We start from the raw sequence: 25,863 nt of genomic DNA on the forward strand, positions 1-25,863 counted from the left end.
CGTAATCAGGGCTGCTCTTACCGGCAGTCCTTTTTTTATGCCTGGTCCAGTACGATCCGGAACGTAGTGCCTTTGCCAACCTCGGAACTTTTGACAAAAAGCTTTCCATTGTGGTACTCTTCGACAATCCGCTTGGCTAATGTTAGTCCCAGCCCCCAACCCCGCGTCTTGGTACTAAATCCAGGCGAAAAGACCTTTTGTATATTCGCTTTCGAAATGCCTTTGCCTGTATCGGTAATATCGATTGCCACTTGTTTGTTGGGCAGGATCATCATATTTAGCCGCAGCTCCCCTACGCCTTTCATGGCATCGACGGCATTTTTACAGATGTTCTCGATAACCCACTCGAACAGTAGTTTGTTGATCTTCACCTGGTGGCCCGCTGGAATCTGACTGGCCACACTCATCTTGACTTTGGTCGAAATACGCTTGGATAAGTAGTCAGCGAACTGTTTCACTACGTCATTGATCGTTTCCTCCTTCAACGTCGGCACCGAACCGATGCTGGAAAAGCGGGCCGTAATTGTCTCCAGACGCATGACGTCCTTTTCGATTTCGTCTGTAATCGACGCATCATATTGACCGGGATCGGATCGAAAGTATTCAATCCAGGCCATGAGCGACGACATAGGGGTACCCAACTGGTGGGCAGTTTCTTTCGCCAGGCCCACCCAAACCCGGTTCTGTTCGGCCCGGCGGGAAGAACTGAACGCCAGGTAAGCCAATACACCCAAAACAGTCAGGATAACCAGCAAGGCGTACGGAAAATAGGTTAGTTGCCGCAGCAGTTTGGAATTATTATAGTAGACTAATCCGCGTACTCCGTTACCCATATCAACGAGCAGGGGCACGTGCCGCTTCCCCATTTCAGCGATCTTTTGCCGCAGAAACAGCTGCAATTCCTCGTCGTTGATGTTTTCGGGAGTTTCGACATTCCGGTACATGGCAATATGGCCGTCCGGATTGAGGTAAATAGCCGGTATCGACTTGTTGGCCTCTAAAATTTCGCTGGTCACAAACGTCAAATCGCCCGCATCGGAGTGAGCAGGATCAACCAGGTAGGCTATAGTTTTAGCGTATAACTGAACGTATTGCGCTTCCCGGGATTCCAGTTGGTGGATCAGCCGATTCGTGTACAATAACGACCCTGTCCCAATGAGTAGCAGATTGAGGGCTACAATGATCTTGAGTATATTATTCTGACTATAAATGTCGAATGACTTCAGCATACTAATCGTGTGGTTAGGGAACTTGGCAACCGTTGACTAAAAAGCAACAAGCCATTTTCATAAAAGATTGACTGCCGTGCTGTAAACCTAGCCAGCGTCGATCTGTCTAACCGACAAATTTATCCCCTTGATAAACGAAAAAAGAGCTCATTTTGATGCAAAAGCAGAACGCAGCCTCCCTAAGTCGTGTTAACCAGACAAATAGGATTGAGAAGAGAAAGAGCATCGTTATTTGGATAGCTTCTAAATAATAAAACCAACGCAGGCCAGCGTTTCTATCTCCGGGATTGCACCGTATTTTTGTACTGGCTACTGCCGTTTCTTGTGATTTTCTGCAATGTTAGATACGTTCAAATCGATTAGCCTATCCCACAAAACGGCACCTCTCCGGGTGCGGGAGCTAATTGCACTCAACGAAGACGAAGCGAAGCGGCTCATGCTGCGTCTGCGCGACTTTTTTGGGCTTTCGGACTTGCTGGTTGTCTCAACCTGCAACCGTACGGAGGTATATTACGCGTTTGATCAGGATCTCAATACCGAGATTGCTCAGCTCCTTCTTATCGAGAAAGGACTGACGGACACCGACCAATATTTACCCTATTTTCAGTTTTTCAGTGCGCACGATGCAGCCGTTCGTCATTTGTTCGAAGTCTGCGTTGGCCTGCATTCGCAGGTCGTTGGCGACATGCAGATCCCGAATCAGGTAAAGCAGTCCTACCAATGGTCAGCCGATTTGGACATGGCAGGTCCGTTTCTGCACCGGTTAATGCACACCATATTTTTTACCAACAAGCGCGTTGCTCAGGAGACTTCGTTCCGCGACGGAGCGGCTTCGGTTTCGTACGCAGCGGTTGAGCTGATTGATGAGCTGGTTGGCAATCACCACCGTCCCAACATACTTATTGTTGGCTTGGGTGAAATTGGTGCTGATGTTTGTAAGAATCTGGCCGCGCATGCAGCTGCCGGACAGGATTTGAGTAACATCACCCTTTGCAATCGCACGCTGGCAAAATCCGAATCGCTGGCCAATGAGCACGGTTTTCGGGTAGCCGACTTCGCTGATCTTACGGACGAAATTCGCCGGGCTGACGTCATTGTGTCGTCGGTAATGCGTGATGAACCACTCTTTACGCCGACTTCGCTCAGCGAGATTAACGTACTGACGTATAAATATTTCATTGATCTGTCGGTTCCACGTAGCGTAGATGCAGCCGTTGAACAGATTCCGGGTGTGCTTGTCTATAACATTGACCACATTCGCAACCGGACTGACGAAGCGCTAAATCAGCGCCTAGCCGCTATTCCGCAGGTGGAAACCATCATTGGTCAGGCAGTTAACGAGTTTGGCGACTGGTCGAAAGAAATGATCGTTTCGCCAACGATCAACAAACTAAAAAATGCGCTGGAGCAGATTCGTCGCGACGAAGTCGCTCGGCACATGAAGCACCTCACCCCCAACGAATCGGAGAAGATCGACAAAATCACGCGGGGCATCATGCAGAAAATCATCAAGCTACCCGTACTGCAACTCAAAGCAGCCTGCAAACGCGGAGAAGCGGAAACCTTGATCGACGTGCTGAACGATCTGTTTGATCTGGAAAAACAACCCGCCTGATTGGCAAAACGAATACGAATCAACCGTGTTTCTTACACGTTCCGGACTCCCAAATCGTTATTGATTTGGGAGTCTTTTTTTTCCCTACTGTTAATTCCTTTCTACGGCTAATGTCCAGATTGATTCTTACGCTGCTTCGGATATTCGTTGCTATTCTGCTGGTGATTGGCCTGATTGCACTTTGGGAATTGGTTCGCAGCAGCGACGCCCTAAGCCGGTTTAGACGAGGGGATAATACTACGCAACACATTGTTCTCAAAGAAGTGACAGCGCTGGGCAAGCTAGAGCTGGTTAAATATACGTTCAAGGATATCGTTGAGCACGAGCAGATTAATACCTTCCTGCCGAATGGCAACGCGGTCTTAATCATAGAAGGAGAAGCTACCGGCTGTATCGATCTGACAAAAGTTACGGCTGATGACATTGACCTCGGTACTGATTCGTTAACGATCCGGTTACCAGCGCCGGAATTGTGCAGTTGGCGCATTAACCACGATCGTTCCCGGGTGTATGATACGCGGTTTACCTTTCTGGAAGAATCCAAACTGGTAGACAAAGCGTATAAACAGGCAGAAAAGCAGATCCGGCAATCGGCATTGAATGGAGGGATTCTGGAGCAGACTCGGCAGAACGCCAGTCGTATGCTGCTCCCGCTATTGAGTCAGCTGACCGGTAAAAAGGTAGGGCTTCTTTTCACGAAGTAGCTCCGATTCAGGTACAGTTTTTGAATATGTCCGTAGATCGGACACCCGATCAGACATCATCTTGTATCCATGTGACACCTAAACACACGTTTACCTATGAACGCCAAAGCTCCTCGCATCAAAAATGGTAACCTGTTAATTGCTGAGCCATTCATGGGTGATAATAACTTCGACCGTAGCGTCGTACTGGTTTGTGAACACAGCGATGCTGGTACATTTGGTTTGGTTTTGAACCAACCAACGGACATTCATCTGGGCGATGTAATCGACGAAGTGCAAGCAGACCTCCCGCTGTTCATAGGCGGCCCGGTGCAGCAAAACACCCTGCATTTTATTCACCGACGCCCCGACCTGATCGACGACTCTATTCGCATTGTAGAAGGGTTATACTGGAGTGGTAATTTCGAACAGATCAAACGTGCCGTCAACTTAGGCACGCTCACGGAGCACGACATCCGCTTTTTCATCGGTTATTCGGGCTGGAGCGAAGGGCAGCTGGAGGATGAGTTACTGAAAAAATCGTGGATCATCAGCCAAGCCGATGCCAGTTTCCTGTTCGACACGCCCGTTGATCAGTTCTGGCGGGGGGTGCTCAAACGGATGGGTGGTGAATATAAATCCATTGCGCATTACCCGGTTGATCCCCGGCTCAACTAACCTTCGGTTAGAGAGCTTAGCGGCTTCTTAACTTTTTTTAACCAATTTTACGGGCGTTTTGGTAGCATCTGGCGGGCTAGGGATAGCAAACCGTCCAATGTTTCCGGGTATCACGCGTTATCGGAAGGTGAGTTATCTTCCAACCAAAGCCTGTATGCATTTTTTTCGACTACTTCTTCTTTCTTCTCTTTTTGCCTTACCACTTTTGGCCAACGCTCAGAGTGACAATCCAGTTGGAGGCCATTTCGGCTTGAAAATTGGCGCAGCCCTGAGTCAGATCAACATTACAGGCGTAAACACTAGTATTCCCAAACGAAGTCTTCAGCCGCACATAGGGGCTATGTATCGCTATCGGTACCATAAATTTGTGGCACAGTCCGAACTTCTGATAGCCATGAAAGGCGCTACGTTCAAAACCCCAGTTGCGGGTCAAGCTGAACCATCAATAACCGGTGTCAACTATTATTACGTCAACGTTCCGCTACTAGTAGGGTATATCCCAACTGAAGGGTTGACATTGCAGGCCGGACCGGAGCTTGGTTACGCGCTTAACGCCGGCAAGACCAACGGACCAGGAAACAGATACGATGTGAGTCTGGCCGTCGGTGCACATTACGACTTTCTGGATATGTTGAACAAGTTCAGTCTGCACGTACGATACGTGTACGGATTTGCTAACGTATCGCCCGTGGCGCAGGCCACGTATTTGAACCGGCAACTACAGGCTTCCATTGTGTATAACCTGTACCCCAAGAAAAAGAAATAACCATCGGGGCAATCAACTTGTCTCGGCTTAGCGCGGCCTATGTTATCTGACTTCGGCGTCATCCTGCTGTTTATTTTAGCAGCTTTTGCTTTCCTGAGCCTTATCCTGTTCGGGGCGAAACTGCTGCGCGTTGATCATCCGAACGTAGAAAAGAACAGCACCTATGAGTCTGGCGAGGAACCCATTGGCAACGCCAATATTCAGTTTAACATTCGCTTTTACGTCATCGCGCTGGTCTTCGTTTTATTCGACGTAGAACTGGTTTTTCTCTTCCCCTGGGCTACGGTGTTCGGACAGGCTGACCTGATCGCCGAAACGAATGGGCTTTGGGGCTGGTTCGCCCTGTCCGAAGCCTTTCTGTTCGTCATTATCCTGGCCCTCGGGCTGGCTTATGTCTGGGTCAAGGGCTATCTGGACTGGGTAAAACCTCGCCCACAAATTCCGACGACAGATACGCGCGTTCCGACTACTCTCTACGAGCAAGTCAACAAAAAATACGAACGACGCTAGAGTTGTGATCAGGAACCGATCCACACTCGGTTGTCGTTGCCAGAGAGGACGCTTTTTTACGTAATCGATCGACATGGATAAATCCGGCGATGCGGGTGTCATCTTGATGCACTCCGAAGAACTTCTGAACTGGTCACGGGAAAAATCCTTGTGGCCTATGACATTTGGCTTGGCCTGCTGCGCCATCGAAATGATGCAGTCGTTTGCATCCTCCTACGACCTTGAGCGATTTGGTATCTTTCCCCGCCCTTCCCCTCGTCAGTCGGACATTATGATCGTGTCGGGTACCGTCACCTACAAAATGGCGGATCGTATCCGACGTCTTTACGAACAGATGCCCGAGCCACGTTACGTTATTTCGATGGGCTCCTGCTCCAATTGTGGTGGCCCTTACTGGCAGCATGGCTACCACGTAGTAAAAGGCGTTGACCGGATTATTCCCGTGGATGTATACGTACCGGGCTGTCCACCCCGCCCCGAAGCGTTGATTGATGGTTTCCTGAAACTCCAGGAAAAAATCAGAACAGAACATCCGCTTTCAGGAGCCAAAGATGTTGTACATTCGGCGGAGTAACTCCCCGAATTCATCATCCCGGCGCCTTATCGATGAACGCCCTGTCTGTCTCTTTCCGCCAACTCCTTGGCTCGCTGCGGCTGGTGAGCTTTCTGTATGCTGTTACACTGGTCTTGGGCCTGCTGGCTGCGCTACCGTTTTATAACACGCTGAAAATAGAGTACCACGACTCGCTGGAGTATTTAAAACTGCTTGACGGCTTCGATTATACCGTCTTCTCCGATTTCATGCGGCAGAGCCAGCAAACTATCTACCCGTTGTTCAGTGTCGGCCGCTGGTTGGGTCTGCTTCATTTGTTTCTGAGTGTTTTCTTCGCCGGGGGAATTTTGTTCTGCCAATCGCAGAACGGCACTCGCTTCCACATCGGTACGTTCTGGCAGGCCTGTAGTCATTACCTGGGCCGGTTTCTGAAAGTCGCGGGTGTTACCATCCTTTTTGTGCTCGTTAATACCGTCATCTGGCTCCTAGCCGGTAGCCTGTTGATTATGGCAGTGAGCGATTCATTAACCGAGCGTGGTCAGTTCTGGATTGGAATGACCGCCTTTGCGCTGTTCATGCTCACGACGACGATATTACTCTGCGTCGGCGATTACGCCAAGGTAATTCTGTTTCAGGAAGACGACCGGCGAGCTTTTCGGGCCTTCGGCCGCGCTGGGCGACTGGTTCTGCAACATCCCGGAAAAACATACGGATTTTATTGGTTACTGATTCTAAGCGGTACGGCTGTTTTTGGTCTCTATTTTCTGGTTGATGAAGCCGTAATGATGAGTAGCTGGTTGACAATCCTGCTGGTCTTTCTAGTGCAGCAACTGGTTATTTTCGTGCGGGCAGGTCTAAAAGTCTGGTCATTGGGCTTAGCCTATACCCTATACAAAAGCTTACCCAAGCCCGTGCTCGTTAGCCAACCAGTACCGGCTCCTTCCCCAGTTTCGGATACCGATGATTCTTCTTTCTTCACCAGCAACATACCGGGCAAAGCAGCAGAGCCAGATAACGACGGGTTAGGAAAACCAGAAACCGGTACGCCAACCGATAAAGAGTAGTGCTTTCTTTGGTCATTTCGTATTATTGCAGAATTGTCGCGTGTCCTCAATCAATTCTGCCGCATGGCTGTTCCAACTTTCCCGCAAAAATCCGAGACCGTCGAAGCCGGTCTGTTTAGCTTACCCGTCATTGTAGCCGCTCTGGGTTACTTTGTCGATATCTACGATTTGCTTCTGTTTGGCATCGTACGGGTACCAAGTTTGCAGGATCTGGGACTGACCCCCGAACAAATTTCATCCGTCGGCACGGCCATTATGAATTGGCAGATGGGTGGCCTGCTCATTGGTGGCATTCTGTGGGGTGTTATCGGTGATAAGCGCGGTCGTTTGTCGGTTTTGTTTGGCTCGATTCTGACCTATTCAGTGGCGAACATTGCCTGTGGCTTCGTCAAAAACGTTACGTTCATGGAACCGGCCATGTACTACGCCATTATGCGTTTTGTAGCCGGCGTGGGTCTGGCGGGTGAACTGGGCGCGGGGATTACATTGGTCAGCGAGATTCTACCGAAGGAGAAACGCGCTATTGGTACTTCGCTGGTTGCTGGTATCGGTTTATCGGGCGCAGTCGTCGCTTACTTTACGGTGAAGCTATTTGACTGGCAGATGGCCTTCTTCGTGGGCGGATTGCTGGGAATAGGCCTGCTGCTGATGCGGGTTGGCGTTGTCGAGTCCGGCATTTTCAAAGACGTAACCGAGCAGGTAGGCGTTAGTCGCGGTAATTTCTTTTCATTCTTTACGAACGCCAATCGCCTGGGTCGGTATCTCCGCTGCATTGGCATTGGTCTACCCACCTGGTTCGTGATTGGCATTCTATCGACATTTTCCAATGAGTTCGGCGTGGCACTCGGCATTCCCGAGGAAATTCAGCCGGGTCTGGCCATTATGTGGTGTTACGTTGGGCTTGCCATTGGCGACCTGAGCAGTGGCTTCATCAGTCAGGCGTTACGTTCACGGAAAAAGGGGGTGGCAGTGCTTATGACTGTGGCGCTGTTTTTCAGTGTGGCTTATCTCTTTTTTGGCATTAAAACCTCTGCTATGCTGTATGGTTTATGCTTAATCATGGGATTTGGCATTGGCTACTGGGCCATGTTCGTCACCATTGGCGCCGAGCAGTTCGGCACGAACCTTCGCGCTACGGCCGCCACGACAGTTCCAAACATGGTACGTGGACTGGTTATTCCCATGACCTTAACGTATCAGGTTTTAAAACCTTCTCTGGGCGTTATCAATTCGGGGGCGATTGTCGGGTTGATCACGTTTCTCATCGGCTTTTATTCCATTGCCAGTATTCCCGAAACCCACGGTAAGGACCTAAATTACCTGGAAGAGTAGACTTGTTTGCCGTTCATCCGTTGTTTCTACCGTTGCTCACGAACAGCAGCGGTGCACCGGTCAAACTGCATCATTGGAGTGAATTCAGTTCAGTCTCACTAACTAAATCTTACTCCCATGAAAACTTATTTTCGCCTGATTACCAACAGCCTAGCTCTCGCATTTGCCGTTTTTTCATTCGCATCAGCTACGCCAACTGACGGTGCTCCAGCAGCCCAAAAATCATTCGCAGCTGTCATGTATCCAGCCGCGGCCGCTTCTAAAGTGTGGTTACACCTCGAGAAATTTAAGCCAACAGATAAAATCAACGTTGAACTCTACGACGAACGGGGCAAACAACTTTTCCGCGAAACGCTTCCCCAAAGAGCAGGTAAACGCAACACGTACCGTCAACAATTTGACCTGAGCGAAATCGCTGATGGCAAATACACATTTCGGCTCTCCAGCGGCAATCAAGTCGAGGAAGTTACGTTCAACCTGACAACGCCAACGGTAGTCGAGCAAACAGCTACCCGTTTCGTTACCATGAAGTAGTTACTGCTTCTTATTTGCTTATCAGCACGGGGCTCTGTTCCGTGCTTTTTTATTGTCCTGTTTTTACCCGCTAACTAGTACGCCAGTTCCGGCATTAGTATATACTTACATATATTCCAGATCGGCTGAAAAGCAGAATTATTGGGAAATGATTTCGCCGAACCTCGTCTTTTTCAAGAAATAATTGCTTTTTTACCGTCTATTATCCAAACTCATTTCTGCGTGCCGCAATGAACCAGCTAAGCCTGATTGATTACATTATATTCCTTCTTTACTTTATTGGGGTATCCTCGTACGGATACTGGATCTACAAGAAAAAACAGACAACCAATCTCGATACTAAAGATTTCTTTCTGGCCGAAGGGTCGCTGACCTGGTGGGCCATCGGCGCATCCATGATTGCGTCGAATATATCGGCGGAACAATTCATCGGCATGTCGGGTAACGGGTTCACCTTCGGGGTGGCCGTAGCGGTGTATGAATGGCTGGCGGCCATTGCACTGATCATTGTGGCGGTATGGTTCATGCCCATCTACCTCAAGAACCACATCTACACCATGCCGCAGTTTCTGAAGACGCGGTACAACGAGACGGTGAGTCTGATCATGGCCATTTTCTGGCTTTTTTTATACGTATTCGTCAACCTTACCTCGATTCTGTTCCTGGGTGCGCTGGCCATCAGTAACCTAGCCGGTCCGGACTATTTCCACCCTATTGTTATCGGTCTCAGCATTTTTGCCCTGCTGATTACGCTGGGCGGTATGAAAGTAATCGGCTTTACGGACGTAATTCAAGTGCTGGTACTGGTTGTGGGCGGTCTCGTTACCACCTACATCGCTATGACGCTGGTTAGCGAAAAATTTGGCCTCGGCAACGACGTTATCGCGGGCTTCAAAGCCATGATGAACGACGCGGAAGACCATTTCCACATGATCTACGAGAAGCCAGGACCGAACGCGTCGCAGGCCGATATCAACAAATACCTGACTCTACCGGGTATTGGGATGTACGTCGCTGGTATCTGGATTGTCAACCTGAACTACTGGGGCTGTAATCAGTATATCACGCAGCGGGCGCTGGGCGCGGATTTGAAAACAGCCCGGACGGGTATCCTTTTCGCGGCCCTACTGAAAATTTTCATGCCGCTCATCGTAATGGTTCCTGGTATGGCGGCTTACGTATTGTACAAGAACGGTAGTCTGCAACAGGAGATGGCTCCAAACGGTGTCTTACTCGCCGATAATGCTTACTCAGCAATTTTATCCTTCCTGCCATCGGGCTTGCGGGGTATGTCGCTGGCCGCACTGACGGCGGCTATTGTGGCTTCTTTGGCCGGTAAAGCCAACTCCATCTCGACGATTTTCACGCTTGACATTTATCAGAAGTACATTCGTAAAGATGCGTCTGAGAAACAGCTTGTTTGGGCGGGACGCGTTACGATTCTGATTGCTATGCTGGTGTCGATTGCCTTGACCTGGCAGGATACACTGGGTATCGGTGCCGAAGGCGGCTTTACGTTCATTCAGAAATATACGGGTTACTTGAGCCCCGGTATCTTCGCAGTCTTTATTCTCGGTTTCTTCTGGAAGCGGACTACTGGCTCAGCCGCTGTGATCGGCATTCTAGCCAGTTTTGCGTTGGCCATTCTCTTTAATAACTACGCTCCAGCTCTGTTCGGCAATGATACATTCCTCTACACCGCCTACCCAAATGGTAACGGTGGTTATGAGATTCCGTTCCTGATTTGCATGGGCTGGACGTTCGTATTCACGATTCTGCTGATGGTGGCTATCAGTCTGACCGGTCCGGCCATTAGTGCCAAAGCGTTTCAGATCGACGCCAGCATGTTCCGTCTGGCACCCAACCACATTGCACTCATCACGGTCGTGATGTTGATCATCTCAGCACTTTACGTTCGGTTCTGGTAGTTACCTGTTAATCCTTGACAAGAGCCTCAAAAGCCCATGCCGTAACATGCATGTACTTTTGAGGCTCTTGTCTGTTCTTTATCCTTCGTTTTCGCTCGTTATCATGCTTCAGCCCGCTCCATCATCTGTTTCGCTACGTCCCCTGTTTTCGCTACCCATCATTGTAGCCGCTCTGGGCTACTTCGTTGACGTATACGACTTGTTGCTATTCAACATCGTGCGGGTTCCCAGCCTAAAGGAACTGGGGTTATCCGACGCGGAGATTTCGTTGATTGGCGGACGAATTCTGAACTTCCAGCAGGCGGGTTTGCTACTGGGCGGAATTCTATGGGGCATTCTGGGTGACAAGCGCGGGCGGCTATCTGTTTTATTTGGGTCAATCCTGACGTATTCGCTGGCGAATATTGCCTGTGGCCTGGTCCACGATCCTACGCTGTATTCAGTGCTGCGCTTCGTGGCAGGTTTCGGTTTGGCGGGAGAATTGGGCGCCGGGATTACATTGGTCAACGAGATTTTACCCAAAGAATTACGTGCTTATGGCTCTTCACTGGTAGCCAGTGTCGGACTGTTTGGGGCGGTGGTCGCTTACTTTACCGTAACCCTGTTTACCTGGCGTACGACCTACTTCATCGGCGGCAGTCTGGGTCTGGGCTTATTGCTGCTACGAGTTAGCATTCTTGAATCAGGCATGTTTACTCATGTTCAACAGACTACCACGAGTCGGGGCAATTTCTGGGCCTTATTCAGTCCCCGCGAACGCCTGCTCCGTTATCTCTACTGCATGGGTATTTCCTTACCAACCTACCTCATTATTGGTCTACTGGCAACGTTCGGCAATGAGTTTGCTCAGGCGATGGGGCTGGAAGCCGCTGTTCCGCCCGGCCGCTGCGTAATGTTTACGTACATCGGTCTGGTCGTTGGCGACTTACTGAGCGGGATCATCAGCCAGTACCTTCGCTCCCGCCGGCAGGCAATCGGTTTGCTGATGGGCCTGACCCTGATCTTCGTGGGCGTTTATCTGTCTGGTGTACTTAAAACGACGGATGCGTTTTACGCCACCTGCGTAGGCATGGGTTTCGGGATTGGCTATATCGCTATGTTCCTGACTATCACCGCCGAGAGTTTTGGCACAAACCTACGCTCCACGGCGACGACCTCCGTAGCCAATAACGTACGCGCCACAACCCTGATCTCCATTCCCGCTTTTCAGGCCATGAAACCAATGATCGGTGTCCTGGGGGCGGGCGCTGTCGTATCGGTCGTCTGCTTTGCCATCGGCTTTTGGTCCCTGACTCAGCTCAAGGAGACATTTGGCAAAGACTTGGATTATGTAGAACTTTAGGACATTATTTCATATAATCAATTGCCCAACACCATGCGTCCAGCCTCTCCGGCACAGGTGTATTTTCCTAGTTTCAACGGTATCCGTTTCATCGCTGCGTCGTCAGTCGTGTTTCACCACATCGAGCAGTTTAAATCGCTTTTCGGCTTTTCGGATGCCTTCGATCGTACTAACGACTATCCGCAGATATACCAGGCTGGTCGACTGGGTGTGGCCTTGTTTTTTGTCCTGAGCGGTTTCCTGATTACGTATCTGCTTCTGGCCGAAAAGCAATTCGCGGGTCGGATTGCAACGGGCAATTTTTACGTACGTCGGATTCTGCGCATCTGGCCGCTCTATTTTCTGGTTATTGGGCTCAGCTTTTTTGTTTTCCCACACATTCCGGCGCTCTACATACCGGGTTGGTCGGAGCATACGTACGAATCGTTCTGGCCTAAATTGGGATTTTTCCTTCTGGTGATGCCCAACATTGCCATTACGTTGTACCATGAAATGCCATTCAGTTCGCACACCTGGTCGATTGGCGTTGAGGAACAATTTTACCTCATCTGGCCGTGGCTGATTGGCAGCGTCCGCCCGCGCCGAACGTTGCTTATACTAGGCAGCATTGCCCTCCTCCTGGCGGGTACTTTCTTCTGGCTACGCTTCGGGCCTGATTCGACGCAACCTTCCGCTGGCACCACACAGTTGCTGATTTCCGACTTCCTGGCTCATTTTCGCATTGGTGCCATGGCAATCGGCGGCATTGGTGCTTACCTGATCTTTGTCGAGCACCCTATTCTGACGTTTCTTTACAAGAAGTGGGTGCAGGCTGTCGTGTACGCCCTACTGGCGTACCTCCTGGCAACAGGCTACCGAATCCCTGGTCTGAACTACGAAGGCTACGCGCTGTTCTTTGTGTTCCTGCTTATGAACCTGGCCCGTAATCCGGATTCGATCATTAACCTCGAAAACCGGCTTTGTACGTTTATGGGTAAGATTTCGTACGGAGTTTATATGTATCACCCCGTCGTCATCGTCCTGTGTCTGTACATCATCCGGCAATTTATGCCTTACAGCACGACGTTTTCGGTGCTGCTATACGTATCAAGTTACGCCCTGACGACGCTGGTTGCCTGGCTTTCCTACGAGTATTTTGAGAAGCAGTTCCTGAAATTGAAAGACCGCTTTGCCCCCGGCGACAAACCTGTTAAAGTCGCTAATCCGGAGCGGGTGTGAGAATCCTTACTTAGCCGCCGTCAACTGATCATAAGCCGACAGTAGCTTAACGGCATCTTCTTCGCTGGTAACGACCCGTTTGCGGAGATCACCGATGGATTCGGGCACCTTGGTATCGACATCACCGGTTACCGCGGCTAGGAGGCTTTTTGTCGACAGTTTTACCTTAACAATACGACGATCAGAATTTAGCACGTAGTAAGCTGATTTATCGATAAACGCATCGTAGCGAATATCCGGGGAGTACACGTCTTTGTAGTTCGCCGGACGGAACTGCTTACTGATACGTTGCAGCAGTGGGTGGCTACCGCTGTAAATTACCCGATAGTAGCTGTCTAGTAATTCCTGGTCGTTACTGCGCAGATTGGTAAAATGCCGGAATACAATAGCCGATCCGCTATCCGCTGGTTGTATCACAAACCAACTAATCCGTTCCCGGTCGATAACGATCGAATCCGTCTTGGCGGGCGGCTGTATCATGACCAACTCCTGTTGATAGGCATTGAACTTAAGCAATCCCCGGTCATAGCGTTGTCCATTCGTTAGCATAACGTAACCTTTTGCCCAGTAGGGCAGCAGATAGGGAGTCCCTTTCATCCCCTGGTAGCGATGGTCGAACGTACGAACATTGCCAACAACGGCTTCTGGCTGAGACGCCATGTCGACAATCTGCCGCAATTCCTGATGACCAATAACGTAGCCGCCTTTCGCGGTTTTCGCTGGCGGTGCAACAACCGTATCGGCCCGCTGCGACATGGCGACCAGAGGAGCTAATAGACTGAAAAGTAGAACGTAACGCATAAGAATACCTGGATTACCAACTAAACTAAAGGTACGATTTTCTTCTTTTAGGCCAATTCTTCCATCAATTTTTCACATCAATACTCATTGTCTACTCACACTATCTATGCTCGGGCGCAGTTGACGCATCAGATGGACAGAAGGCTGTTTGTCCCTGGGGCGGTTGCCACGCCTGATAAGGCCGACGAGCAGGCCTGTTTGCCACGTTCGTAGGCACGTACCCACTCAGTCCAAGGTATTGACGCATTAACTCTACCTGCTCATACGTGAAACTGTTCTGATTCACATAGTAATCCATGACGTAGCGGGACTGGAATGGCACGCCGTCGCAACTTTGCTTTATTTCTGTACCCGCAGCGGGGTAGGCCAGTACGTGACTGGGCGCATCGAGAATCTGCCGCTTGCCGGAGCAACCAGCCGCAAACGTATGCTGGAGACCCAGAAAATGCCCCAATTCGTGCGCCAGCACCGAAAATGATGCCTGATTGTAGATGTACACAGCGGGTATGCTTTCAGCCTGAAAGTTTGCTGTGCTGAGATCGCTACACGTAAAATCGGCGGTTTTAAACAAGGGCGAAGGCAGGTACGAATACGAGTAACCAGCCGCGTACGTTCGAAGCCAGTCGACGCTCACGAATACATTGATGTAGCGCTGAGGACACCACCGTTGAACTACCTTCGTGACGCTCAGTGCCGCATCGACGACATCCCCCGGATTATCAAAATCGAGCTGATGCAAGCCTGGCTTGGCAAGCGGCTGTCCGTCAGGGTCAGTCGTTGCCGGGTAAAACTCGATAAACGTATCAGCCTGGTTCGGATCGTCAGCGGGTCGCCCTTTACGAAATGTCCTGTTCACATCAGCCAGTATACTAGCCGGATCGACACCAATGGAGGACATACTTTTAGGAATGTGAATAATCACGGGAAGCCGTACCAGTGGATAAACCACCGGCCGACGGGCCTCAATGGTTAACTTTTCCGACCGAATCCCGAAAAAGTCCGCCTGGATCACGTACTGTCCGGGCCGGGCGGCCGTCAGCGCGTTTGATTCGGTTTGGCTGACATTGTTCACCAGCAGCGTAGGTCGGTAAAAAGCTAGATTGAGGAGATTATCCTGTTTATCGACGATGTCGTACAGCAGCGGTAATCGACTTGTCGAGTCCGCGTTCACAAATGGAACAGCCGTTCGCACTCGAACCTTTCCGACGTAATCCTGGACGGAGGCCACCTGTATCGGACCAAGCGTGTTGTCGCTGGTTCGCGTACCTATCTTCGCCGAGAAGGTGTATTGACCAGCCTTATCGAATCGATACGTATCGCCAGTGAAGGGTTGCCCATTTACGAAAAACTGCGGAGTTTCAGCAACAGTAACAACGGACTTGCCTGCGTCATAATATGTCAGGCGCAACCGAATCGTGTTGTTGGCCGCATCTTCCAGCAAGTAAAACTTTTGCTGGTTATTTTCGGCAAATAAGCTGATGGACGCGATCTGCGGTAATAACTGTTCATCCTGCTTTGGTCGGCAGGCGGAAACAAACAGCCCAATAAGGATCAGCCAGCCGTAGATTTTCATGGTAACAGACGAAGCTATACGTTGCGCGAAAAGCATGGCTTCGTCTGTTGTTACTTACTGGTGAACGTCAGCTAATTACGACCAGTGGCAAAGGTGAACTTCGCTAAAGTTAAACGGCTTCGGACAGGGATTATTTTGACTTCTTTATAGCTCACAACCCGGTCAAAATTGGAACAGTCACCAATCTTACGAAAATATGATTAGACTAGGGCACCGGATTTTTAGAGATATAGACCACACCTCGGCCGTTCTTGCTATTGCAGAAGGAGAATTGTTCGCCCGAATGACCGCGTCCGCAAACGGCATCCGAACCGGAAATATACAGCCGCTGCCGATCGTCTAAGTACAAGCTTCTGAGCTGATGAAGGTGCGGCAGATCAATCCGACGCCCCGTAGACGTAACAACGCCGGGGGTCTCGAAAGCACCGATTGTAGCCGTTGGCCCGTCCAGATATACCTGATTGATTTTGTATGAAACGCCCGTTGAACTGACGACGGGATCAATCATAAACCATTTCTTTACCCGATCCGGCATAGTGTTAAATCCAAGATCAGGGTTAAAACGTCTGTACGGTTTCCAGGTTTTGCCATCGTCAGTACTATAATTTGTCGGATCCACTAAAGCGCCACCGTACCGCCCCGTCATTGTATAGAGCGTATCTTTATACTGAATGATCCCAAACATACCGAGCGTCTGAGAGGGTAATACTTCCTGCCAGTTATTTCCCCTGTCCGTCGAGCGGTAGACATTGGTAATGGTCGTAATCAGCAGTGTTCTATCCAGGCTACCCCATACCCCCTGTATCTCCGCATCGACGGGAGCTTTCACCGTGTACCACTCCGGATATTCGGGCGCTACCGTGTCCGGCTCTATGACTTGACAGGATAATACCAGGGTCATCAGGACCGAATAAATCAATGCTTTCATAATCGTTGATGCGCGTAAAATGACTTTTCTTAGACTTGGTGGAAGAAGGCTCAGCCGGAAAATTTCTAACGGTACGTTCAGAACATCTGCTGTGACTTTCGGGCAATTGCGAGCTGTACAGCGTTACAAAAATAGTCGATTCCTGACAGCACTCGGTTAGTCAACAACGCCCGTTGACCAGCATTTCCTTATTTTTGAGTACGGAATCCTATTTCCGCTGCCCTTTTGTATGACTGGTCCGCTGCGCTGCGCCATTATTGAAGACGAACCTCTGGCCCAACAATTACTCGAAAAATACGTCCGGCGTGTTCCCTCGATTCATCTGATTGCCACTTTCGATGATGCGATCAGCGCGTTTGAGCAATTACCTGCTCAGCAGCCCGAGGTTATCTTTCTGGACATCAACATGCCCGAAATGACGGGTCTGGAATTTTTACAGGCTTACCCCTCGCCCCACCCCCTGGTGGTCATGACCACGGCGAATCCTAATCATGCCCTGGAAGGCTTTGACTTAGGCGTGGTAGATTATCTACTGAAACCCATTGCCTTTGATCGATTTCTCAAAGCCATTGGTCGGGTTAAGGAACGACTTCCTAAAACGGCGCTGGTCTCGCCAGCCAACAATCCGTTGACCAGTGAGACCAGCATGTCCAATCCCAGCCCGGTAGCAATGGAATCGCCAGCGGCTGATTTTATTTACCTCAAAACCGATAAGAAGCTCGAACAGATTCACCTCAATGAGCTGGTGTACGCCGAAGCACTGGGCGACTATATCAAGGTGTTCCTGCCGGATCGATTCGTGGTTACGCACCTCACCATGACGAAGCTTGCCGAAACCCTGCCCCCCGACCGCTTTCTGCGGATCAACCGGTCGTTTATTATTCAGCTTCGTCACGTCAAGGTGCTGGAAGGCAACTCGGTCCGACTATCGACCGGCGACAGTCTGATAATCGGGCCGAGTTATCGGGATGCGGTTAAAGAGCGTATCCGGCGGGAGCAGATTGGCTAACGACAGCTTAGCGCATCCGGCTTTTTTCTTCGTCGTTGCCCAGACTCCCTGCCCGGGCTGCTTTTACAGTCTTTTTACCAAAGTTGTAGCTGAACGATACTTTGATGCGCTGGCTGTCATTGTAGCTGCGCATGGTAAAGTTCACCTGACCGTAGTTCGATTCCAGTCGGCTGGCCATCGTCCGGAATACGTCACTCACATCGATTCGCAGGTTGGCTTGTTTAGCCATCAATGATTTCGTCAGGCTCATCGACACCCCGCCGAATCTTTTCTGCGTGAACAAACCCATCCGGGCGGGCGACATGTACTGTCCCGTCAGTTCGTATTTCCAGTCGCGGGGTAGAGAAATGATATTCGACGACGTCAGCATCACCCACAGACCCGTCGCCCGGTACTGGCTTAATTCATTGATGGCCGTACTCGTTTGATTGCCCATCCCCATCAGCGTCGTATTCGTCTGCCAGATTTTCGTTACGTTTTTGGCGTAGGTTGCTCCTACGTAAAAATCATTGCCGTTCCGTAGGTTGTCCATCACCTGCGTGTACCGTAACGTAGCCGGGTCAGCGCGCAGCACTGTGGTAATCTGATCACGGATGTACGAATAGTTGGCGAATAGGTTCAGGCTACCGAGTGCGTAAAAGGCATCCAGTGTGTGCGCAAAAGATGGCCGGATCATCGGGTTTCCTTCAATGATAGTGTATGGATCGATCAGGTTACGGTACGGAACCAGGATGCTCAAGCTGGGGCGGCTCACTTTCCGACTGAGCGTAACACCCCACGAGTGACCGTTTGCCAGACTCCGGTTCAGCCCCATACTGGGAAACAGGCCCGCGTAGGTACGCGCCAGCGCCGACTGAGCCAGATACTGCTCCGTACGTTCGATGCGTAGGCCCCCCTGCCACGACCAGCCCTTACCCCATGACCGGCTCAGGTTTGAATAAGCCGCATACGTGTGCTCCTGGTATAGTCCTGACTGGCTGAATGTAGGATCAAACTGGTACTGGCCGTTGACGAAGTTGTCCTGCTGAAGGGTATTGTCGTTTCGAACGAAGACGTATTTCGTTCCTACGTCCAGCCGCCATTTTTTACCCAGTACTGGGGTAGCGTAGTCGAGCTGACCAATCAGATTACGCTGTTGACCCGGGTTCAGGATACGGAGACGGGTTACGGGACCATCAGCGGCATCATTCACCCCAATTCGCTGGTAGTTAATGAACTGAGAGGCATCTTTATCAAGCAGGGATTCGGTTACGAACACGGTCAGTTCCTTTGACTTATCCGAACCCAGTGTTGCCTTGTAGCTCAAGTTCAGATCATACACTTTTGTCTTTTCCCGTCCGAAGTTTTCCGTCCGGATTGTCGAGTCAGCGAAGGAAGCCCCACTGGACCGGGTGCGCGTATCGGTGTCCGTATTACCTCGGCGCCAGTTGCCGTTCAGCCGCAGGCTCAGTACGTGTCGGGCATTGATGGCGTAGTCGGCGTTCAGATTAGTGGCCAGCGAATGATACGTATTCAGGGTCAGTAAGGTGTTTTGCTGGGTAGCACCGGGAAAGTTTCGATCGAGCGTTTGTGTCGAATAGGCTGTTGAGGGCAGCGTCGCGTTCAGACTGCCGAAGATGGTCCATTTGCCCTGCCGAAGCGTCAGCGATCCATTGGCCGACGAACGACTGTATTGCCCCTGTGAGTACGTCAGCGTCGATCGCCCGCTGATGCCCTGCTCCCGGCTCTTTTTGGTAATGATGTTCACCACGGCGTCGACGGTCGCATCATAGCGGGCTGATGGGTTCGTAATTACCTCGATCCGCACAATATCTTCCGCTGAGAAGGTTTGTAGAAAACTAGCCAGGCTTCCCTGGCCCATCTGCCGACCATCGACCTGTACCAGGACGTTTGATTTATTGCCGACGCTGATCGTACCGCCCTCGTACCGGACACGGGGAATATACCGTAACAAGTCTTCGGCTTTGTTACCCCGCGTGATGACGCTGCCTTCTACGTTCAGTACGAGCCGGTCGGCCTGCTGACGCACCAGCGACGGCTGGGCTTTTACCGTGACTTCAGCCAGGTTTCGGGCGCTGGCTTCCAGGGTCAGGACACCGGCGTCAGCCACTGGCGTTTCGGCACTCAACGTAACAACTGATGAGTAAACGTCTTTGTACCCAACAGCGCTGATTCGTGTGCGGTACGTTCCTGACGCAAGCTTATCCATCGTGAATCGACCCGACTCATCAGTGATAGCACCTTTGACCACCGTCGAATCGGCGGCTCGTAGCAGGGCTACGGTCGCATAGGACATGGATTGATTGGCCGCGTCTGTAACCCGACCGGTTAGACGATGCTGCGCCAGTGCCTGTAACGAAAAAAGAAAGAGGAAGAAGGTTAGCCGTGCGTTCATGGGGCAGTTTGTGTTGCGTGATTGATGATGCAAACCTAGCCCTGCCCTACCGGCTACCTGTAGTTATTTCGGCGAACCGGCTGTCCTTTTCGACCAATACCGTTCGACCATTTTCATCGAAAAAATGAGCACTTTCATCGAAAAACCGTCCATAACTCAGGGGAACGTTCGATGTTTGAGGCATGAAATTTCCAGCCATTCAGCTGCCCTTCCTCACCACCCCAGTCCGCCGGATGCTGCTGCACGGTATCGTCGTTCTTGCTTTATACATACTGGTGAGCGCAGATGGGTTGTTTTCCAGCCTGACGTATCAATACGGCGCTGCCGGGCGGTGGTTTACGTACGGGCAGTTTTTACTTCAGCTGCTGGTCTACTATGGGTGGGGCTACTGGTTATTTCCCCGTTATCTCTACCGCTTCAAACCTGTTCCGTTACTGGCGGTTATTCTTCTCTCGTACACCATTGTTTACCTGGTGAACTACGCAGGATTTACCTGGCTTCACCAGACAGTCAACTTCCCGGACAACACACCTGCACTCCCGTTTCGCGCCAATTCCTGGTCAAACACCGTCGCTATGTGGCACCGGATGGAGCAATATGGTCCGCTGGGTCTTTTTGCCAATGTTTCGTTGTTTGGCTGGAACTTCCTGCTTTCATTCACCTACCCAGCGCTGCTGCTAGCGTTCAAGGGCCTGTACGACAACATGTCTTCACAGGTCAGTAATGCGCGGTTGAAAGAGCAAAACATGCAGCTCGAACTCAATTACCTGAAAAGCCAGATCAACCCGCATTTTCTGTTTAATGTCCTCAATAGTGTTTACTCCCTAACGGAAGAAGACTGTCCGCCAGCGGCCCGACTAGTTCATCAATTGTCGGGGTTGATGCAATACACGCTGTACGAAACGACCGAACCGACCGTGGCGCTGCACAAAGAGCTTCAGTTTATCCAGGATTATATTGCTCTGGAAAAAACCCGAACAGGCAAACGAGTCGACCTCCGGGTATCACTTCCGGATACGGTCGACGAACGCATCCAGATTGTACCTTTTCTGCTGATTCCGTTCGTGGAGAACGCCTTCAAACACGGTGTGCAACGGAGTGCGCGTAAATCCTGGGTTAACCTGACTGTTGCGGTCAACGAGACAACCCTGCAACTAACCATCAGTAACAGCAAACCCGCAACACCCGATGTTAGTGTCGGCGGGCTGGGGTTAACAAACGTCCGGAAACGGCTAGATCTATTGTATCCTGCACACACACTACGGATTACCAACGAGCCAGATCAGTACAGTGTTGATTTGACTTTGCCGTTCGTGGCTTAATCGGCTAAAGCTGTCCAGAAAGGCTCAGATAGTTGGGCGTTTGTCAAACCAGGGACGTGCCTGCTCCAGTTGTCCAGCCAGTCGGAACAGTGTGGCTTCGTCGCCGAGTTTGGCCGCGAACATAACCCCAATCGGCAAGCCGTCGGGCGACCAGTGCAGCGGCACTGACATGGATGGTTGCCCCGTCATGTTGGTGATGACCGTAAAGGAAATGTAACCCAGCGACCGCTCGGCCAGTTCTTCCACCATTTTGCTGCCATTCAGGTACTTCAAGCCCCCAACCGTGTCGACCAGCTTAAGCAGGCGCTGTTCCGAAGCCTTGTTTTGAAAGGTACCAATGGCAATTGGCGGACGGGGCAGCGTGGGCGTGAGAAATACGTCATAGGTTTCGTGCAGTTGCCACATGCTCCGGTTGAGCGTATTCCACCGACGCTTTTGAAAAGCGAGGTCCGTTGCCGAGAAGCCTTCGGCCAGTCGAGCCTGTGCCCAGGTGTTGAGTTCAACGTCGTCACGTCGGGCGGGGCGGCCTAAGTAATGCCCCAGTTCACGTAACGTAGCGGCTGTTTCACTCAGCACACTGAGAAAGAAGGCTTCCGTTACAATCGTCTTTTCGTATGGCAACGGGATCTCCTCGACCGTGTGTCCCAGGCTTTCGAGCAATTTGATGGTTTCCTGCACGGCTTTGCTACATTCAGCATCGGTTGTCTGCGAGGGCATTAGTGATTGCGTCGAAAAAGCAACCCGTAACTTGCCCGGCTCCCGTTTTACTTCCTCAACGAAAGGTCGCTCGGGAGGTGCAATACCGTACGGATCACCTGCCAGTGGACCAGCCGTCGCATCCAGCAACGCGGCACTGTCGCGAACGCTACGGGTAACGGCATGTCCCACGACCGCACCGTTCCAGAGTTCGCCGAAGCGAGGCCCCAACGTAACGCGTGCCCGCGAGGGCTTTAGACCAAACAAGCCACAGCAGGAAGCGGGAATCCGAATCGAACCGCCCCCGTCCGAAGCCGTAGCTGCGGGTACGATCCCAGCGGCAACAGCAGCGGCCGATCCGCCACTCGACCCACCCGGCGAGTGGGTCAACTTCCAGGGATTACGTGCCGGTCCGTACAGTTTTGGTTCGGTATAAGGCGTCAGGCCAAACTCGGGGGTGTTTGTCTTCCCAAAAAAGACGAGTCCAGCTGCTTTAAGTCGTTTAACAATCTCGCTATCCGCCGATGAAACGTAATTCTGATACCCCCGGCTACCTGATTTCATGGGCGTTCCACTCCATTCAAATTCGAGGTCTTTAAGCAGAAATGGTACGCCCCCGAATGGTTTATCGTCGGGCGATTGTCCGGCCATGGCGCGGCCCTGCTCGTAAAGGGGCGACACGATGGCGTTGATTTGTGGATTAACGGCTTCGGCGCGGGCGATGGCCGTCTCCAGCAGTTCGGCTGGTGTTACGTCACCCGAACGAACCAGTTCGGCCAGCGCCGTAGCATCGCGCGTTACATAGTCAGCAAAGGATAAGGCAGTAGCGGATTGGGTAGGCATAAACAGGTTGAGAAGAAAATCTACGTTACTGCTTTGCTTCGGCTACCGCAATTTTCGAATCGGCCGTACCGTAGTACAAAAACCATTTGCCCTTGAAGGGGACCATCCCTTCCAGAAAACAAACCTGGTTCACCTGTCCTGTAATCTCGTAAGGTTGATCGGGCCGGATGAAATAATTCTCCGAGCGATCCGCCAGCCGGGTTGGGTCTTTCGCGTCAAAAAGCAGTTGACCACCTGTGTACGCCCCTTTTGGCAGGTCTGGATCGCCGTTTTGATCAGCGTTCATTCCATTGTAAATGAGTAGAATCCCGGCGGGGGTTATCATTCCAAAGGGACCTGGCTCAATTAGACGAGAATCGTGCTTGCCCCGGCGCGACTCGGCAGCGACCAGGAGTTTCCCCTTTTCATCCTCCAGGGGCGTCCAGTGAATCAAGTCTGTCGAAGTAGCCATGTACAGTTGTGCCTGATCACCCCAGTACATCCAGTACTTTCCGTTGACTTTTTGAGCAATCAGCTTACTACCAACCCGTTTACAGACGATAGCCCCCGATTTCGACCAGAGATTCCGGTATTTCCCGTTGTCGTATGTATCAAACGCCAGTCCTTGTTTTGTCCAGTCAGTCAAGTTTTTTGACGTAGCCACGCAAAGTCGCGCTTTATCGCCATCGTAGGCCGTGTAGGTCATGACGTAAACACCATTCGCACTCTCGGCGATGCGTGGGTCTTCACAGCCGCCCTCCCATTCGTAGGTTTTCATGTCATCGTTAGCCGGGTAAAAAACGGGCTTAGGCAGTCGCTTAAAACGAACCCCATCGTCGCTAATGGCCAGTCCTAGCCGCGACGTACCAGCGTGTTTACCAACGGTGTCCTCAGCCCGGTAGATCATGTACACTTTCCCGTTACGTACCACCGCAGCTGGATTGAACACATCTTTCTCCTCCCAACGAACGGTGTCTTTACGTATCGGGCAGAAAAATGTGGTATTCGCCTTAGCATCCAAAATGGGATTATCAGCGGTCTGCTTCTGAAATGGACCGATCATCCACGATTTTTCGGGAGCGACCTGCGCCCATCCAGATGACAGGCAGGCCGTGACAAGCAGAAATAAGTACGAAACAGTAAGGCGACGCATTGATAAAAAGGGTTGACAAGTTTTATGGGTAAGCAGGTCGAACATCGTTTTCTACCTGTCTATTTAACAACTACGTTTTGATCAGATTTCTCGGGCGACCCCTGCCCTTCGTTCGGGAGTTCAACGGATCGTCCCTCAAACCAGCGTGCCCGCTGCTGCCGCCCGTCTTCGTCGTCCAGTTCGAGCAACCGGATACCACCGGGCTGATCGGGCGTGGGTTCTTCGTATACAACCTGAAGCCCAACCCACGATAAATAGCTGTTCAGCGTTCGTTCGAGCGGCTGGTTACCGAAAATGCACAGGTCATAGTACCAGCCAAGCGACTCACCCGCCACGGTTTCAGTAGCCTCCCGGTAGTCGCCCAGTGTATACCCCTTGAACGGCTTTCCAAACTGTTGCCACATGTGCCGCATGACATCATCCAGCGATCGCTCGTGGTTGGTCAGTTGGCGAATGTGCAGATCCAGAATCAGCGCGGCAATGGCGCCTTTGTGATATACCGACACCTTCCGATCGGGAACGCCTTTCTCGTAGCCATCAAGCCACAAATCCCACGAGGACTCCACCAATGACTGAAACGACCGCCCATTACTTTCGAAATGGCGCTTGAACAGCACCTGTAGCTCTTTCAGATAGGCCGCATCGTCAAACACGCCCGATTGCCGCAGCATCAGATCACCGTAGTAGGTCGTGACGCCCTCGGCGACGAAACAGGTAGGGAAGTAGTTTTCTTTCGTGAAGTCGTACGGAAGTAATTCTGTCGGCCGGATTCGAATGATGTTCCAGGCGTGGAACAACTCGTGCGAGGCTACGCCCAGCAGATCCTGATACAGACCTTCGCCTTCGTCGTTCGGCCCCAGTACCAGCATGGTCGAGTTACGGTGCTCGACACCGTGGTAGTACGCTACCGGCAGGATAATCGTCAGGAAATGATAATCGCGTTCAGGAAACTCGCCAAAGAGAGCAATCTGCTTTTCGGAGAAGCGCGTGAAGTCCTGTATGATTCGGTCGGCGTCGAAGGTCGGATCCCCATTCGTCCGGCGTCCACCCTGGATCCAGACGTGAAAGCGCGTCTCGCCAATGCTGTACTCAACGTGCTGCATCACCGGGGCCGCAATCAGCGGACAATCGACTAACTCATAAAAATCACTGGCTCGCCAAGTTCTAGTATTGACCTGTTCTAGCCCACAAGCCACCGTCCAGGTATCCGGGATGGCCAGTTCGAGCGTGCACGGATCATCAATACGCCCTTCGGCGTAAAGACAGAGATTAACCGGATTGACGTACAGTAACGTATCGCTGATAAAACTGCTCCCCGCATTAAGCAGATTTGGCGTGGGTATCAGCGCGTAGTAGTTGTAGTGTACAGTCAATTCCGTAGCCCCTCCCATCTCTACCAGCCAGCGGTCTTTTGTCAGCTTCCAAAAGGGCAGTGCCCGTCCCGTACCGTCGACCACTGTAAACCGCTGAATATTTTTGGCAAAGTGCTGAAGTTCGTACCGCCCCGGTCGCCAGGCGGGTAACTGTAATTCAACAGTCGGCGTAGTAATGCTCGTTAACTGAGCCTCAACGGCGATGTAATGCGGGGCACTGGTACGGTCAGCGGACAGGCGATAATGCATAGGACTTGATTCTCTTTCGAATACAAACGTAACGGCTTCTAATCAAAATCGTTTTTCTTAAAAACGAGGCTTGATAAACTCCCTTTATTG

General features: G+C 51.2%; 22 protein-coding genes. 14 read left to right on the forward strand and 8 right to left on the reverse strand.

Annotation, left to right across the window (positions count from 1 at the left end):
- Positions 1-35: 35 nt before the first annotated feature.
- Complete coding sequence (locus tag ACYVAD_RS02200) at positions 36-1,229, reverse strand: ATP-binding protein (RefSeq protein ID WP_461137830.1); 1,194 nt, start codon at positions 1,227-1,229, stop codon at positions 36-38.
- Positions 1,230-1,566: 337 nt separating this feature from the next.
- Here ACYVAD_RS02200 and hemA point away from each other — a divergent pair, with 337 nt between their 5' ends.
- The 12 genes from hemA (at position 1,567) to ACYVAD_RS02260 (ending at position 13,452) form a co-directional block, all read left to right on the forward strand.
- A complete protein-coding gene (gene hemA / locus ACYVAD_RS02205) occupies positions 1,567-2,844 on the forward strand; it encodes a glutamyl-tRNA reductase (protein WP_461137831.1) in 1,278 nt (425 codons plus the stop codon).
- A 110-nt stretch (positions 2,845-2,954) separates the two neighbouring features.
- Positions 2,955-3,548, forward strand: a complete 594-nt coding sequence (locus ACYVAD_RS02210) for a DUF4230 domain-containing protein (RefSeq protein ID WP_461137832.1) — start codon at positions 2,955-2,957, stop codon at positions 3,546-3,548.
- 96 nt (positions 3,549-3,644) lie between these two features.
- A complete protein-coding gene (locus ACYVAD_RS02215; RefSeq protein WP_461137833.1) occupies positions 3,645-4,205 on the forward strand; it encodes a YqgE/AlgH family protein in 561 nt (186 codons plus the stop codon).
- Positions 4,206-4,359: 154 nt separating this feature from the next.
- Positions 4,360-4,971 (forward strand): porin family protein, encoded by a 612-nt coding sequence (locus ACYVAD_RS02220; RefSeq protein WP_461137834.1) that lies wholly within the window; start codon positions 4,360-4,362, stop codon positions 4,969-4,971.
- A 39-nt stretch (positions 4,972-5,010) separates the two neighbouring features.
- Positions 5,011-5,481 (forward strand): NADH-quinone oxidoreductase subunit A, encoded by a 471-nt coding sequence (locus tag ACYVAD_RS02225; protein WP_461137835.1) that lies wholly within the window; start codon positions 5,011-5,013, stop codon positions 5,479-5,481.
- Between the two features lie 73 nt (positions 5,482-5,554).
- Complete coding sequence (locus ACYVAD_RS02230) at positions 5,555-6,055, forward strand: NADH-quinone oxidoreductase subunit B (RefSeq protein WP_461137836.1); 501 nt, start codon at positions 5,555-5,557, stop codon at positions 6,053-6,055.
- A gap of 32 nt (positions 6,056-6,087) precedes the next feature.
- Positions 6,088-7,098: a hypothetical protein gene (locus ACYVAD_RS02235; protein ID WP_461137837.1), complete on the forward strand. Its 1,011-nt coding sequence runs from the start codon at positions 6,088-6,090 to the stop codon at positions 7,096-7,098.
- A gap of 63 nt (positions 7,099-7,161) precedes the next feature.
- Positions 7,162-8,430 (forward strand): MFS transporter, encoded by a 1,269-nt coding sequence (locus ACYVAD_RS02240; RefSeq protein WP_461137838.1) that lies wholly within the window; start codon positions 7,162-7,164, stop codon positions 8,428-8,430.
- Positions 8,431-8,547: 117 nt separating this feature from the next.
- A complete protein-coding gene (locus tag ACYVAD_RS02245; protein WP_461137839.1) occupies positions 8,548-8,964 on the forward strand; it encodes a hypothetical protein in 417 nt (138 codons plus the stop codon).
- 230 nt (positions 8,965-9,194) lie between these two features.
- Positions 9,195-10,892, forward strand: a complete 1,698-nt coding sequence (locus ACYVAD_RS02250; protein WP_461137840.1) for a sodium:solute symporter family transporter — start codon at positions 9,195-9,197, stop codon at positions 10,890-10,892.
- A 103-nt stretch (positions 10,893-10,995) separates the two neighbouring features.
- Positions 10,996-12,234 carry an MFS transporter gene (locus tag ACYVAD_RS02255; protein ID WP_461138511.1) on the forward strand — a complete coding sequence of 413 codons (1,239 nt, stop codon included), beginning with the start codon at positions 10,996-10,998 and terminating at the stop codon, positions 12,232-12,234.
- A 33-nt stretch (positions 12,235-12,267) separates the two neighbouring features.
- Entirely contained in the window at positions 12,268-13,452 is a 1,185-nt protein-coding gene (locus ACYVAD_RS02260) for an acyltransferase family protein (RefSeq protein ID WP_461137841.1), read from the forward strand.
- Positions 13,453-13,458: 6 nt separating this feature from the next.
- Here the strand turns inward: ACYVAD_RS02260 and ACYVAD_RS02265 are convergent, their stop codons facing one another.
- The 3 genes from ACYVAD_RS02265 to ACYVAD_RS02275 all read right to left on the reverse strand — a co-directional run bounded on the left by ACYVAD_RS02265 (position 13,459) and on the right by ACYVAD_RS02275 (position 16,754).
- Positions 13,459-14,253, reverse strand: coding sequence for a hypothetical protein (locus tag ACYVAD_RS02265; protein ID WP_461137842.1), 795 nt, complete (start codon positions 14,251-14,253; stop codon positions 13,459-13,461).
- 100 nt (positions 14,254-14,353) lie between these two features.
- Positions 14,354-15,826 carry a M43 family zinc metalloprotease gene (locus ACYVAD_RS02270; protein ID WP_461137843.1) on the reverse strand — a complete coding sequence of 491 codons (1,473 nt, stop codon included), beginning with the start codon at positions 15,824-15,826 and terminating at the stop codon, positions 14,354-14,356.
- Between the two features lie 205 nt (positions 15,827-16,031).
- The gene (locus ACYVAD_RS02275; RefSeq protein ID WP_461137844.1) at positions 16,032-16,754 is read right to left on the reverse strand and encodes a hypothetical protein; all 723 of its coding nucleotides are present in this window, start codon (positions 16,752-16,754) and stop codon (positions 16,032-16,034) included.
- 229 nt (positions 16,755-16,983) lie between these two features.
- Between ACYVAD_RS02275 and ACYVAD_RS02280 the strand changes: the two genes are divergently transcribed.
- A complete protein-coding gene (locus tag ACYVAD_RS02280; protein ID WP_461137845.1) occupies positions 16,984-17,763 on the forward strand; it encodes a LytR/AlgR family response regulator transcription factor in 780 nt (259 codons plus the stop codon).
- A 7-nt stretch (positions 17,764-17,770) separates the two neighbouring features.
- Here ACYVAD_RS02280 and ACYVAD_RS02285 read toward each other — a convergent pair whose 3' ends face one another.
- Entirely contained in the window at positions 17,771-20,158 is a 2,388-nt protein-coding gene (locus ACYVAD_RS02285; protein ID WP_461137846.1) for an outer membrane beta-barrel protein, read from the reverse strand.
- A gap of 182 nt (positions 20,159-20,340) precedes the next feature.
- Between ACYVAD_RS02285 and ACYVAD_RS02290 the strand changes: the two genes are divergently transcribed.
- A complete protein-coding gene (locus tag ACYVAD_RS02290; protein ID WP_461137847.1) occupies positions 20,341-21,480 on the forward strand; it encodes a sensor histidine kinase in 1,140 nt (379 codons plus the stop codon).
- A gap of 24 nt (positions 21,481-21,504) precedes the next feature.
- Here ACYVAD_RS02290 and ACYVAD_RS02295 read toward each other — a convergent pair whose 3' ends face one another.
- The 3 genes from ACYVAD_RS02295 to ACYVAD_RS02305 are packed head-to-tail and all read right to left on the reverse strand — an operon-like array spanning position 21,505 to position 25,773.
- Positions 21,505-23,019 (reverse strand): amidase, encoded by a 1,515-nt coding sequence (locus ACYVAD_RS02295; protein ID WP_461137848.1) that lies wholly within the window; start codon positions 23,017-23,019, stop codon positions 21,505-21,507.
- Positions 23,020-23,044: 25 nt separating this feature from the next.
- Positions 23,045-24,151: a glycoside hydrolase family 130 protein gene (locus ACYVAD_RS02300; RefSeq protein ID WP_461137849.1), complete on the reverse strand. Its 1,107-nt coding sequence runs from the start codon at positions 24,149-24,151 to the stop codon at positions 23,045-23,047.
- A 59-nt stretch (positions 24,152-24,210) separates the two neighbouring features.
- A complete protein-coding gene (locus ACYVAD_RS02305) occupies positions 24,211-25,773 on the reverse strand; it encodes a M61 family metallopeptidase (protein ID WP_461137850.1) in 1,563 nt (520 codons plus the stop codon).
- Positions 25,774-25,863: the final 90 nt, after the last annotated feature.

Source organism: Spirosoma pomorum (genome assembly GCF_054776615.1).

What these genes read in the sequence shown, in the direction of transcription:
- ACYVAD_RS02210 (WP_461137832.1), top strand. Translation starts at nt 2,955, where the DNA reads ATGTCCAGATTGATTCTTACGCTGCTTCGGATATTCGTTGCTATTCTG.
- ACYVAD_RS02265 (WP_461137842.1), bottom strand. Translation starts at nt 14,253, where the DNA reads ATGCGTTACGTTCTACTTTTCAGTCTATTAGCTCCTCTGGTCGCCATG.
- ACYVAD_RS02225 (WP_461137835.1), top strand. Translation starts at nt 5,011, where the DNA reads ATGTTATCTGACTTCGGCGTCATCCTGCTGTTTATTTTAGCAGCTTTT.
- ACYVAD_RS02200 (WP_461137830.1), bottom strand. Translation starts at nt 1,229, where the DNA reads ATGCTGAAGTCATTCGACATTTATAGTCAGAATAATATACTCAAGATC.
- ACYVAD_RS02230 (WP_461137836.1), top strand. Translation starts at nt 5,555, where the DNA reads ATGGATAAATCCGGCGATGCGGGTGTCATCTTGATGCACTCCGAAGAA.
- ACYVAD_RS02260 (WP_461137841.1), top strand. Translation starts at nt 12,268, where the DNA reads ATGCGTCCAGCCTCTCCGGCACAGGTGTATTTTCCTAGTTTCAACGGT.
- ACYVAD_RS02220 (WP_461137834.1), top strand. Translation starts at nt 4,360, where the DNA reads ATGCATTTTTTTCGACTACTTCTTCTTTCTTCTCTTTTTGCCTTACCA.
- ACYVAD_RS02275 (WP_461137844.1), bottom strand. Translation starts at nt 16,754, where the DNA reads ATGAAAGCATTGATTTATTCGGTCCTGATGACCCTGGTATTATCCTGT.
- ACYVAD_RS02245 (WP_461137839.1), top strand. Translation starts at nt 8,548, where the DNA reads ATGAAAACTTATTTTCGCCTGATTACCAACAGCCTAGCTCTCGCATTT.
- ACYVAD_RS02270 (WP_461137843.1), bottom strand. Translation starts at nt 15,826, where the DNA reads ATGAAAATCTACGGCTGGCTGATCCTTATTGGGCTGTTTGTTTCCGCC.
- ACYVAD_RS02240 (WP_461137838.1), top strand. Translation starts at nt 7,162, where the DNA reads ATGGCTGTTCCAACTTTCCCGCAAAAATCCGAGACCGTCGAAGCCGGT.
- ACYVAD_RS02295 (WP_461137848.1), bottom strand. Translation starts at nt 23,019, where the DNA reads ATGCCTACCCAATCCGCTACTGCCTTATCCTTTGCTGACTATGTAACG.
- ACYVAD_RS02285 (WP_461137846.1), bottom strand. Translation starts at nt 20,158, where the DNA reads ATGAACGCACGGCTAACCTTCTTCCTCTTTCTTTTTTCGTTACAGGCA.
- ACYVAD_RS02250 (WP_461137840.1), top strand. Translation starts at nt 9,195, where the DNA reads ATGAACCAGCTAAGCCTGATTGATTACATTATATTCCTTCTTTACTTT.
- ACYVAD_RS02280 (WP_461137845.1), top strand. Translation starts at nt 16,984, where the DNA reads ATGACTGGTCCGCTGCGCTGCGCCATTATTGAAGACGAACCTCTGGCC.
- ACYVAD_RS02215 (WP_461137833.1), top strand. Translation starts at nt 3,645, where the DNA reads ATGAACGCCAAAGCTCCTCGCATCAAAAATGGTAACCTGTTAATTGCT.
- ACYVAD_RS02235 (WP_461137837.1), top strand. Translation starts at nt 6,088, where the DNA reads ATGAACGCCCTGTCTGTCTCTTTCCGCCAACTCCTTGGCTCGCTGCGG.
- ACYVAD_RS02290 (WP_461137847.1), top strand. Translation starts at nt 20,341, where the DNA reads ATGAAATTTCCAGCCATTCAGCTGCCCTTCCTCACCACCCCAGTCCGC.
- hemA (WP_461137831.1), top strand. Translation starts at nt 1,567, where the DNA reads ATGTTAGATACGTTCAAATCGATTAGCCTATCCCACAAAACGGCACCT.
- ACYVAD_RS02255 (WP_461138511.1), top strand. Translation starts at nt 10,996, where the DNA reads ATGCTTCAGCCCGCTCCATCATCTGTTTCGCTACGTCCCCTGTTTTCG.
- ACYVAD_RS02305 (WP_461137850.1), bottom strand. Translation starts at nt 25,773, where the DNA reads ATGCATTATCGCCTGTCCGCTGACCGTACCAGTGCCCCGCATTACATC.
- ACYVAD_RS02300 (WP_461137849.1), bottom strand. Translation starts at nt 24,151, where the DNA reads ATGCGTCGCCTTACTGTTTCGTACTTATTTCTGCTTGTCACGGCCTGC.